Origin of the sequence: Kitasatospora sp. NPDC058048 (assembly GCF_042885555.1) — a bacterium.
Classification (GTDB): domain Bacteria; phylum Actinomycetota; class Actinomycetes; order Streptomycetales; family Streptomycetaceae; genus Kitasatospora; species Kitasatospora lactacystinica.
Genome location: NZ_JBHVRT010000012.1, coordinates 179,434 through 190,606, shown reverse-complemented (window position 1 = coordinate 190,606; position 11,173 = coordinate 179,434). Strand labels below are relative to the sequence as shown.

Here is an 11,173-nt window from a genome sequence, read left to right as displayed (position 1 = left end):
GACCCCGGTAGGAAGCACCGGGAGGAGCAGGGGACACCGAGGGGCCCGCCGGACGACCGGCGGGCCCCTCGGTCCGGTCCGGTCCGGGCGGGGACGGGCGGGGACGGGGCAGACAGGGGGGCGGCGGCGCGGAGGCTTATGACAACGCCATTGACGTGTGACGGGGCCGCCGGTTTCATGGCTCGCACTTCCCGCCCGCGTCACCCTCTGCGACCGGTGCCGGGATTCCCCCACACGCGCACCCCACGACCAAGGCGGTGATCCGTTGGCATCGACGGTGAAGGACACGGGCGGCGGCCCGAGAGCGGACGCGCGAGGCTCCCACGTCACGATGCGCAAGTCGCTCGGCCTGGTGGACGGAGCGGTGATCGCCGCCTCCAGCACGGCCGCCACCAGCAGCATCGGGATCGGCCTGGGCCTGATGGCCGGGGTGGTCGGCCTGCACCTTCCGGCGATCATGCTGCTGGCCTTCCTGCCGGTGCTCGCCATCGCCGGAGGGTACGGGCGCCTGAACGCCGTCGAGCCGGACGCGGGCAGCAGCTACCGGTGGGTCGGGCGCATCCTCAGCCCCTGGCTGGGCTTCCTGACCGGGTGGGTGAACACCGTGGGGACCGTGGTCTTCATGGCGTACACCACGACCGTCACCGGCTCCTCGATCGTCCAGCTGCTGGACCAGGCCCACGTCCGCAGCGTCGCCGGGCTGCGGCTCGACGCCGACTCGACCGTCCAGTGCACCCTGATCGGCCTGGTGGTGCTGGTGGGCGCCGCACTGGTCGCGGTGCGCGGGCTGGACCTGGCGGCCAGGCTGCAGAAGGCGCTGCTGGTCTTCGAGTACGCCGTGCTGCTCGGCTTCTGCGGCTACGGGCTGTTCGCCGGCGACCAGCCGTTCTCGCTCCAGTGGTACAACCCCTTCGACATCCCGTCCTTCGACGCGGTCGCCCAGGGCATGGTGCTCGCGGTGTTCTGCTACTGGGGCTTCGAGTCGGTGTTCAGCGTCGGCGAGGAGGTGCGCGACCCGCGGGACGCCTCCCGGGGCGGTCTGCTGGCCCTGGTGGTGATGCTGGCGCTGTTCCTGCTCGCCGGAACGGCCTTCCAACGGGTGCTGCCGATCGACGAGTTGGCCGACAACGGCGCCCACGGGCTGACCTACTTCGGCACCAAGCTCGCCGAACAGCCGCTGGCGGCACTGCCGTTGATCGCGCTGATGTTCTCCGCCGTGGCCTCGCTGCAGTCCTCGGTGATCCCGACCGCCCGCGGGATGTACGCGATGGGACGCGACCGGGTGCTCGGCCCGGTCTGGACCCGGCTGCACCCCCGGCACGCCACGCCCGCCGTCGGCACCCTGCTGATCACCGGCGTCGCGGTCGTGCTGGCGCTGGCCTCGATCGCCATCCCGACCGTCAACGACCTGATCTCGGCCGCGGTCAACGCGATCGGCATCGTCGTCGCGCTCTACTACGCGCTGACCGCCGTCGCCGCCGCCGTCCGGTTCCGCGGGCTGCTGCGCACCGACCTGCCGGAGGGGCTGCGCGCGGTCGTCGGGCCGCTGCTGGGCGCGGCGGCGCTGCTGGCCGTCGGCGGGTACCTGGCCTGGAGCTTCTACGACTCCACGGACCACTTCGAACTCGCCGCGGACAACGGGTGGTTCGAGCTGTCCGTGGTGATCATGATGGTGGTCAGCGGGCTGCCGGCGGCGGCCTGGGCCCGCTGGCGGCGGCGCTCGCCGTACTTCCTGCGGGAGGGCGCCGTGGCCGAGTGACCCAGCAGCACGGCAGGACGAATCACGAGGACGCGAGAACGGAGCACCACCCATGACCGAGGCCGATCTGGTCTTCACCCACGGCCCCGTCCACACCGGCGACGCGGCCCGCACCCGGGCGAGCGGCCTGGCGGTCGTCGGCGAACGGATCACCGCCGTCGGGCACGACGAGGTCCGGGAGCTGATCGGGCCGAGGACGGAGGTCGTCGACCTCACCGGCAAGCTGCTGCTGCCCGGCTTCCAGGACGCGCACATCCACGCGGTGTTCGGCGGCGCCGAGCTGGCCTCCTGCGACCTCACCGGGACGGTCGGCGTCGCCGACTACCTGGAGCGCGTCCGGGCCTACGCCGACGCCAACCCGGAGCAGGAGTGGATCACCGGCAGCGGGTGGTCGATGGAGAGCTTCGAGGGCGGCCTGCCCACCCGGCAGCTGCTCGACTCCGTCGTGCCCGACCGGCCCGTCTACCTGACCAACCGGGACCACCACGGCGCCTGGGCCAACACCAGGGCGCTGGAACTCGCCGGGATCACCGCCGACACCCCCGACCCGGCCGACGGACGGATCGAGCGCGAGGCCGACGGCACCCCCGGCGGCACCCTCCAGGAGGGCGCCACCGCCCTGGTCGCCCGGCTGGTGCCGCCCTCGACCGCCGCCGACCGGCTCGACGGGCTGCTGCGCGCCCAGCGGCTGCTGCACTCGCTCGGCATCACCGGCTGGCAGGACGCGCTGCTCGGCGCGTTCAACGGCCAGCCGGACCCGTCGGACGCCTACCTGGCCGCCGCCCGCTCCGGCGCGCTGACCGCCCGGGTGACCGGCGCACTGTGGTGGGAGCGGGACCGGGGCGCCGAACAGATCCCCGAACTCGTGCGGCGACGCGCGGAGTTGAGCCACGGACGGTTCCGGGCCGGCTCGGTGAAGATCATGCAGGACGGCATCGCGGAGAACTTCACCGCCGCGATGACCAGCCCCTACCTGGACGGCTGCGGCTGCGCCACCGCCAACTCCGGCCTCAGCTTCGTCGATCCGGCGGCGCTGCGCGGCCACGTCACCGCACTGGACGCGCTCGACTTCCAGGTCCACTTCCACGCGCTCGGCGACCGGGCCGTGCGCGAGGCGCTGGACGCCGTCGAGGCCGCCCGCACCGCCAACGGCCGGCGCGGCGCCCGGCACCACCTCGCCCACCTCCAGGTGGTCCACCCGGACGACCTCCCGCGCTTCGCCCGGCTCGGCGCCGTCGCCAACATCCAGCCGCTCTGGGCCGCGCACGAGCCGCAGATGGACGAGCTGACCATCCCCTTCCTCGGGCCCGAACGGGCCGCCTGGCAGTACCCGTTCGGAGCCCTCCAGCGGGCCGGCGCCACCCTGGCGGCGGGCAGCGACTGGCCGGTGAGCAGCCCGGACCCGCTGGCGGGGCTGCACGTGGCGGTCAACCGGATGGAGCCGGAGGCCACCGACGGGCGGGTCTTCCTGCCCGAGCAGCGGCTCGACCTGGGCTCGGCCATCGCCGCGTACACGGCCGGCAGCGCGTACCTCAACGGGCACGACGACGCCGGCGTGCTGGCGGCCGGGCGGCTCGCGGACCTGGTCGTGCTCGACCGGGACATCCTCACCGGGCCGCCGGAGGAGATCGCGCGGGCGCGGGTCCTGCGGACGTACGTCGGCGGGGAGCTGGTGCACGCGGCGGACTGAGCCGGGCAGGGGCCGGACCGGCCGTCGGCGGTGGGCGTACGGGGGCTCACCGCCGGCGGCCGGCGGCGTGCCCGGGCCCGGGCGGTGCCGCGCCGTCCGGCCCGCCGGCCTCAGCCGCCCGCCGCGCGCAGCCGGGCCTCGGCGGCCTCCAGGAGCAGGTCCAGGGCGTACGGGTAGCCGCTGCGGCGCATGTCGGTGGTGAGCAGGTGGGCGGTGGCCGCGATGTGGGGGTGGCCGGCGGCGTCGAGCCGGGCGTAGGAGGCCTGCCAGACCTGGAGGTCGGCGTTCTGGGCGGGGGCCGGGAGGGCGAGCGTCGCGGCGTCCAGGGCGGCGAAGCCGAGGCTCTGGTCGACGAAGGCGTGGTAGATCCGGACGGCCTCCGGGTCCGGGAAGCCCGCCGTGCGCAGGACGCCGAGGATCGTCTCGACGGCGGCGATCTCGTGGGTGCGGCCGGTGGTGCGGTGGGCGGCGAGGATGGCGGCCTGCGGGTGGGCCAGGTAGCTGGCGTGGATGCGCAGGCCGATGGCGCGCAGGTCGGCGCGCCAGTCGCCGGTGGGCCGCCAGCCGTGCTGGGCGCGGCCGATCAGCTCGTCGGCGACGGCGAGCAGCAGGTCGTCGGTGCTGTGGAAGTAGCGGTAGACCGCGCTCGGGTCGGCGCCGAGCGCCGCGCCGAGCCGCCGCACCGTGAGCGCCTCGGAGCCGTGGCTGCCGATCAGCCGGATCGCGGTCCCGACGATCAGCTCGGCGGACAGCACCACGCCCTGCTTGGTGGGGCGACGCCGACGGCGCAGCGGTTCGGGGACTACGCGGTCGGTCATCCCCCGAGGTTATGCCCGCACCGTTGACGTAGGCCAGGGGTCGGGCGCTCCCGGCCCCGGCCGTCGGCCGGACTCAGCCCTCGTTGTGGTCCGGGGCCCAGGAGGTGCCGTTGTGGAAGTAGTTCGGCGCGCCGTGCATGCCCACGGTGCGGAACGGCTGCTGGTCACCGAGGTCCACCCGCATCGTGCCCCTGCGGCCGTCCTTGCCGGTCCACACCAGTTCGAGGAACCAGCTGACGTCCTGGGAACGGGTGGCGGCGTCCACGTCGATCACCTGCGGGTCGGTGGCCGAGATCCGGTACGGGAAGTCCGTCGTGCCGGTCTTCCGTTCGCCCTCCCGGCCCGGGACGGGGACGACGCGCGGCGTGGCCGCGTCGAGGTCGACCGCGAAGGCCGCCGGTTCGAGCCCGCCGCCGCAGCCGGACCCGGGCGTGTAGGCGTTCCACTTGGGGGCGGGCCGGGTGCTGACCACCTGCACGGACATGGAGTTCAGCACGACGGCGTCCGAGTTCGAGCCCAGGGCGGTCAGCTCGATGCGCAGGTGCCCGGCCGGGACCAGGCGCTGGGAGGCCGCCCAGCTGTCGATCCGGCCGGTGGACGACGGGGGCGGGGTCACCTGGGCGGGGGCGCGGGCGGAGAGGAACCACTGGTCGCAGAGCCTGCCCCAGTTGTTGCTGAGGACACTGACGTGGAAGGGCGCGGGGAGGTCCTCGGGGGGCGCCGAGGCGGTGGCGGACGGGGTGTCCGCGGCGTCCGAGCCCGCGGGGGCCGAGCTCACGGGGGCCGGCGGCGTCGGGGCACCGGTGGGCGCGGTACCGGCCGCCGCGGTGGCGGCGACGGACGGTGCGGCGGGCGGGGAGGCGGCGGCGTTCGCGGTGGCACCAGTGCCACCGGTGTCGCGCAGGAGGAGGCCGGAGACCACGGCGGCCAGCGCGACCACGGCGGTCGCGCTCAGCAGCACCCGGGTGCGGATGCGGCGGCGCGGCCCGGCGGGCGGGGGCACGGGGTGGGTGGTCGTCACCTCCTGTTCCTCCTCCGGCGCGGCGGCGGACTGCGGGTCGGGTGCGGCTTCCGGCCGGAGCTGCGGCTCCGCTTCCGGCTGCGGCTGCGGTGCGGGCGTCGGCGCGGGCGTCGGCGCGGGCGCCGGTGCGGCGGAGGCCGGGGTGCCCGGGGAGGAGGCCTCCCGGCGGCGGGCCGCGTCGGCCAGGATCCAGCGGCGGTGCAGTTCGACCAGTTCCTCGCCGCCGGCCCCGCAGACCCGGGCCAGCCGCTCCACCGGCGCGTACTCGGTCGGTACGGCGGCGCCGTTGCAGTAGCGGTGCAGGGTGGAGGTGCTGACGTGCAGCCGGGTGGCCAGGGCCCCGTAGCTGCGGCCCGAACGCTCCTTGAGTTCGCGCAGCATCGCCGCGAACTCCTCGGTCTCCACACTCATCCGCTGCCCTTCCCCCATCCCGGTCCGGGATGCCGTCGATCCGCGGATCACGGTACCGGCAGGCCGGGGCGGGGACCGGGGCAGGGGAGGGCGAAGCGGCAGGTCAGCCCCTGCCGGCCGTCTCCGTGGAGGCCGCCGCGTCGGCGACGCTCTCCCGGTACAGGCCGAGCTTCGGCTGCTTGCCCGCCTTCGCGCCGGCGCCGAGTGGGAAGTTCCGGGTGTCGGCGTTGGGCATCTGGTCGTCGGGCAGGACGTTCAGCTGGTCCACGTCGGCCACCCCGCCGCTGCCGGGGTTGAGGTCCACCACCGCGTAGGTGCTCCGGCCGGGAGCCAGCGCGTAGGCCGGCGGGCCGCCCAGCCCGCCCGGAACCAGCGGGGTGAGGTCGGCGCCGTGCTGGGGGGCCTTCGAGCTGCCGAGACCGATGAGCGGGTAGTAGCTCAGTCCGCAGTAGGCGGTGCCCTGGTTGTGCACCTCGATCACCCGCTGGTCGGGCGACCCGGCCCGGGCGGACACCTTGACCGTCAGCTTGTCGGCCTTGCAGGGGTGGGTGTAGGCGTACGCCTCGTCGCCGCCGGTCACGGCCCCGCCGCCCGTGGCGGGGACCACGGGGGTCTTCGGGCGGGCGGAGCCGCCTGCGGCGGGCGCCGCGGTGGCCGGGGCCGCCGGGGCCGGAGCGCCGGCGGTCGGCCGGTCGGCGGGCGCGGCGGGTGCCGCGGCACCGGGGGCGGTGCCGGCCGCGATGGTCCCGGCGGGCTTCGCGGGCCGGCCCGCGTCGCCGCCGTCCGGCCCGCAGGCGGTCAGGGTGAGGGCGGCGCCCAGGGCGAGGGCGGCCGGGACGAACAGGGCACGGCGAGCGGACATGGAGGTTCCCCCGTGAGGTTGCGGATGAAGGAGGCGAGGAAGGCGGCGGGCCGTCGGCGCCGACCGCTGGGCAGCACTCTGGTCCGTCGCCCGGCCGGCCCGCCAGACCTCCCCGCCGAGCCGGGACGCTGGAACGGTTCCACCCCCTCTGACCTGCGGTTCCACACCCGCCTGGAACGGCCTCCCGGAACGCCGCGAGGCCCTTCGGGGCGCCGGCGGCGGAGCCGGGGCGTGTCCTGCGGACCTTCGCCGGGTGCGCGGCGCGCTCCCGGCCCGGCGGCCTGGAGGCGCCCCACCTCCACCTCGCGACGCCCGCGCCCCGACGCCGCGCCCCGACGCCGCTCCCTGATCCGACAGGGCCCATCGGACACGCCCCCGGCCCGTCCGGTGCCATCGTTCGAGGGGCAGGTCGGCGGGCCGGCGGGCGTCGGTACGATCCCTGTATGGGTGGTGCGCGGGAAGAGGCCTGGGACGCCGAGGCGGCGGAGCGGGCGGTGGCGGTGCTGAAGGCGGTGGCGGACCCGTCGCGGTACCGGCTGCTGTGGGCGCTGAGCCACCGGGAGCTGCCGGTGAGCGAGCTGGCCGAACTGCTGGGGGCGCACGTGTCGGCGACCTCGCAGCACCTGGCGAAGCTGCGCGCGGCCGGGCTGGTGGTGGCGCGCCGGGAGGGGACGCGGATCTTCTACCGGGCCACCGAGGTGCGCGGGCTGCTCACCGAGGCCGCGCTGATCGCCCACGACCTGCCCGCCCGCCGCGACGGCGACGACGACGGCGCCGCCCCGGCCGGTGCCACCGCGCCCCAGCCCTTCGCCCGCGCGGCCCGCGCGGTGCGCCGCCGCCCGGCGACCGGCTGAGCCCTCCCCGGCCGCCTCGCCCGGGGGCGTCGGCGTGCGGCCGGGCCGGTCAGCGGCCCGGCGCCGCCAGCCGGTACTCCTGCCGGTCGGCGTCGTACGCGAAGAGCCCCGCGTAGCGGCCCCAGTCGGTGGCGGTCTCCAGCTGCCGGTCGGTCTGTTCGTCGGTGTAGTGGCGGCCGAGCAGGTCGCGCAGGAAGCCGGTGCGGACGGTGGCGCCGGGCCGGCCGCCGAGGCTGTTGGCGATCAGCTTGATCAGCGGGACCTCCAGGGCGGCGGCGGCGAAGACGGCGCGGGCCTCCTGGGCGTCGGCCCCGGTGTAGGCGGCGCCCGTCCCGGTGAGCAGCAGGTCGTCGCCGTGGACCTCGGCGAAGCCCAGCAGGTCGAGGGCGTCGACCTGGGGGAGCAGGTCGTCGATGTCCAGGCCGAGTTCGTCGGCGAGGCCGGCCAGGTCGCAGCTCCCGCCCCGGTGGGCGATCGTCTCGGCGAGACCGGAGAGGCCGTCCACGCCGGCGGTGGGCAGCGGGGTGGCGGCGACGGTGCGCCGCTCGGGGTCGGGTTCGGTGCGGCCGGACGGGCGGGTGTCCTTGGGCCGGCCGGTCATGATCCGGTACACCCGGTCCACCAGCTCGTCGAAGGCGGCCGAGTCGCGGTCGCGCGGCCGCTCCAGGGCGACCTCCACGGTCTCCCGGATCGTCCCGTACGGGCGGGCGCCGAGGACCACGATGCGGTCCGCCATCAGCACCGCCTCCTCGATGTTGTGGGTGACCAGGACGACGGCCCGGGTGGGGAACTGGCCGGACTCCCACAGCTCCATCAGCTCGCCGCGCAGGTTCTCGGCGGTGAGCACGTCGAGGGCGGAGAACGGCTCGTCCATCATCAGCACGTCCGGTTCGACGACCAGTGCCCGGGCGAAGCCGACCCGCTGGCGCATGCCGCCGGAGAGCTCCTTGGGGTAGGCGGAGGCGAAGCCGGTCAGGCCGATCAGGTCGATGGCCTGGTCGGCGGCCCGGGCGCGTTCCCGGGGCGGGACACCGCGGGCCTCCAGGCCGAGTTCGACGTTCTGCCGCACGGTCAGCCAGGGCAGCAGCGCGAAGGTCTGGAAGACCAGCGCGGTGCCGGGGTTGGCGCCGGTGAGCGGGGTGCCGCGGTAGCGGATGGTGCCGGAGCTGGGCGGGACCAGGCCGGCCAGGCAGCGCAGCAGGGTGGACTTGCCGGAGCCCGAGCGTCCGAGCACGGCGACGACCTCGCCGGCCCGGACGGTGAGGTCGATGCCGGAGAGCACCGGCAGTTCGCCGGCGGCCCCGGCGTAGGACTTGGTCAGACCGGTGGTCTCCAGCAGCGCCTCCCCGTCCCTGTCCTCGTGGGGGGCGGGGGCGGGTGCGGGCTCGGCGGCACGGTTGCGGAACGGGAAGCGCATCGGCGGACTCCGGACTACAGCGAGTAGCGGCGCTCGGCCAGCCGGTACAGCCGGCGCCAGAGCAGACGGTTGAGGGCGACGACGTACAGGCTCATCACCGCGACCCCGGCGAGCAGGTGGGGGTGGTCGCCGCGCTCGGCGGCCCGGGCGATGTAAGCGCCGAGGCCGGTCGCGGTCAGCGTGGTGGAGCCGAAGGTGACCACCTCGGCGACGATGGAGGCGTTCCAGGCGCCGCCGGAGGCGGTGATGCCGCCGGTGACGTACGCCGGGAAGACGCCGGGGAGGATCAGCCGCCGCCAGCGCTGCCACCCGCGTACGCCGAGGTCGTCCATGGCCTCGCGCAGGTCGGCGGGGACGGCCATGGCACCGGCGATGGCGTTGAACAGGATGTACCACTGGGAGCCGAGGGCCATCAGCAGGATGCCGCCGAGGTCGATCGACACCCCGGTGCGCAGCAGCAGCCAGACCACCAGGGGGAAGAGGAAGTTGGCGGGGAAGCCGGCCAGCACCTGGACGACGGGCTGGGCGATCCTGGTCAGCCGGGGCGAGAAGCCGATCTTCACGCCGATCGGCACCCAGACCGCGGTGGCCACCGCGACCAGCACCACCACCCGGGCGAGGGTGGCGAGCCCGAGCAGCAGCGGCTCGCCGAAGACGCCGAGGCCGGTGCGGTCGGCCAGGTAGCGGCCGAGGTCGACGAGGCCCCACAGCACGATGCCGCCCGCGACGAGGGCGAAGGCCACGTCCCCGGCCCGCCGCCGGCCGGGGTGGACGGCCGGCGGGCGGTCGGCGGTGCCGAACACCCGCCCGGCCCGGTTCAGGGCCCGTCCGGCGGGGCGCAGCGCGCGGCCGAGCGCGGCGGGCAGCCGGGAGCGGCGCAGCAGGTCCAGCACGACCGAGCGCTGCACCTCGGTGGCCTCGGACTGCTCGTTCTTGAAGCGTTCGGCCCAGGCGGTGAGCGGCCGCCAGAACAGGAAGTTCACGCCGACCACCAGGACCACCATGGTGGCGATGGCCCAGCCGACCCGGCCGAGGTCCCCGGCGGCGATGGCCGCGCCCGCGTACGAGCCGACCCCGGGCAGCGCGTACCGCCGGCCGTCCACGGTGATCGCCTCGGAGGCGACCAGGAAGAACCAGCCGCCGCCGAAGCCGAGCATGCCGTTCCAGACCAGGCCGATCATGCCCGAGGGCAGCTCGACCTTCCAGAACCGCGTCCACCGGCTGAACCCGAAGGAGCGGGACAGCTCGTCGAGTTCGCGGGGCAGCGAGACCAGCGCCTGGTAGAAGGCGAAGGTCATGTTCCACGCCTGGGAGGTGAAGATGGCGAACACGGCGGCGCATTCGAGGCCGAGCACCGAGCCGGGGAAGAGGGCGAGGAAACCGGAGACCGCGAGGCTCAGGAAGGCGAGCACTGGCACCGACTGGAGGATGTCCAGCGCCGGGATCAGCACCCGTTCCAGCCGGCGGCTGCGGGCGGCGGCGTAGGCGTAGCAGAAGGTGAAGACGATCGAGAGGGCGAGCGCGGCGAACATCCGCAGCAGCGAGCGCGCCGCGTCGTACGGCAGCCGGGCCGGGTCGGTGTCGACGGCCGCGTCCCGGGTGGTGGAGAAGCGGACGGCGCCGCCCTGGCCGAGCCGCAGCACGAGGTAGAGCAGGACCAGGACGGCGGCCGCGACGACCAGGTCCGTCCAGACCCGCCCGCCGAGCCGGTGCGCGGTCCGGGTGGGCAGTGAGCCCCGGGACAGGCCCGGCAGCGGGCTCCGGGACCGGCCCGGGGCGGGCTTCGTCAGGGTCATGGCGGTACCTCCGGGGCAAACCCGGGCAGTCTGCTCCCTCGGGACGTCCGTACGCAAACCCGCCCCGCCCCCCACGGGGCCACCGGGTGCGCCCGGCCCCGGGCGGGGCGCCGTGTCCCGTCCCGGGGGCGCGCCGTCCCGGGCCGGGGTCAGGCGGTCCGGGCCAGCCGGGGGTCGTACTTGTAGCCGATCTGCCGGACGGTGGCGATCGCCTCCCGGTGCCCGGGGCCGAGCTTGCGCCGGATCCGGGCGATGTGGGTGGCGACGGTGCGGGAGTCGCCGGTGTCCGGGCGGCCCCAGACGTTCTCCATCAGCTGGCGCCGGGAGTGCACCCGCAGCGGGTTGCCGACCAGGTGCGCGAGCAGTTCGAACTCCAGGTACGGCATGGTGACGTGCCGGCCCTCGACGGTGACGGTGCGCTGGTCGGTGTCCACCACCAGGCCGGGCGCGGGCGCGGGTCGCGGGGCCGGGCGCCGGCCCGGGGCGGGGTGGTGCGAGAAGACGGCGTCGAGCCTGGGGCGGTGCGGGACCATGGCGCGGGGGCT

The 11,173-nt window shown here is 75.6% G+C and carries 9 protein-coding genes; 3 read left to right on the top strand and 6 right to left on the bottom strand.

What is annotated here, in order from left to right; genetic code table 11:
• The first annotated feature begins 331 nt into the window (after positions 1-331).
• A complete protein-coding gene (locus ACFVVA_RS16150) occupies positions 332-1,759 on the top strand; it encodes an APC family permease (RefSeq protein WP_387689920.1) in 1,428 nt (475 codons plus the stop codon).
• A gap of 52 nt (positions 1,760-1,811) precedes the next feature.
• A complete protein-coding gene (locus ACFVVA_RS16145; RefSeq protein ID WP_387689918.1) occupies positions 1,812-3,449 on the top strand; it encodes an amidohydrolase in 1,638 nt (545 codons plus the stop codon).
• A gap of 110 nt (positions 3,450-3,559) precedes the next feature.
• Here the strand turns inward: ACFVVA_RS16145 and ACFVVA_RS16140 are convergent, their stop codons facing one another.
• The 3 genes from ACFVVA_RS16140 to ACFVVA_RS16130 all read right to left on the bottom strand — a co-directional run bounded on the left by ACFVVA_RS16140 (position 3,560) and on the right by ACFVVA_RS16130 (position 6,561).
• Positions 3,560-4,267, bottom strand: coding sequence for a TetR/AcrR family transcriptional regulator (locus ACFVVA_RS16140; RefSeq protein WP_387689917.1), 708 nt, complete (start codon positions 4,265-4,267; stop codon positions 3,560-3,562).
• A gap of 73 nt (positions 4,268-4,340) precedes the next feature.
• Positions 4,341-5,699 (bottom strand): helix-turn-helix domain-containing protein, encoded by a 1,359-nt coding sequence (locus ACFVVA_RS16135; protein ID WP_387689915.1) that lies wholly within the window; start codon positions 5,697-5,699, stop codon positions 4,341-4,343.
• A 103-nt stretch (positions 5,700-5,802) separates the two neighbouring features.
• Positions 5,803-6,561: a DUF4232 domain-containing protein gene (locus tag ACFVVA_RS16130; protein ID WP_387689913.1), complete on the bottom strand. Its 759-nt coding sequence runs from the start codon at positions 6,559-6,561 to the stop codon at positions 5,803-5,805.
• 443 nt (positions 6,562-7,004) lie between these two features.
• Between ACFVVA_RS16130 and ACFVVA_RS16125 the strand changes: the two genes are divergently transcribed.
• Complete coding sequence (locus ACFVVA_RS16125; RefSeq protein ID WP_359897608.1) at positions 7,005-7,415, top strand: metalloregulator ArsR/SmtB family transcription factor; 411 nt, start codon at positions 7,005-7,007, stop codon at positions 7,413-7,415.
• A gap of 49 nt (positions 7,416-7,464) precedes the next feature.
• On the opposite strand, the gene ACFVVA_RS16120 is transcribed toward ACFVVA_RS16125, so the two are convergent.
• The 3 genes from ACFVVA_RS16120 to ACFVVA_RS16110 all read right to left on the bottom strand — a co-directional run bounded on the left by ACFVVA_RS16120 (position 7,465) and on the right by ACFVVA_RS16110 (position 11,161).
• The gene (locus ACFVVA_RS16120) at positions 7,465-8,832 is read right to left on the bottom strand and encodes a nitrate/sulfonate/bicarbonate ABC transporter ATP-binding protein (RefSeq protein ID WP_387689910.1); all 1,368 of its coding nucleotides are present in this window, start codon (positions 8,830-8,832) and stop codon (positions 7,465-7,467) included.
• A 14-nt stretch (positions 8,833-8,846) separates the two neighbouring features.
• Positions 8,847-10,628: an ABC transporter permease gene (locus tag ACFVVA_RS16115; RefSeq protein ID WP_387689908.1), complete on the bottom strand. Its 1,782-nt coding sequence runs from the start codon at positions 10,626-10,628 to the stop codon at positions 8,847-8,849.
• Positions 10,629-10,777: 149 nt separating this feature from the next.
• Positions 10,778-11,161, bottom strand: coding sequence for a winged helix-turn-helix domain-containing protein (locus ACFVVA_RS16110; RefSeq protein WP_359897612.1), 384 nt, complete (start codon positions 11,159-11,161; stop codon positions 10,778-10,780).
• Positions 11,162-11,173 lie beyond the last annotated feature (12 nt).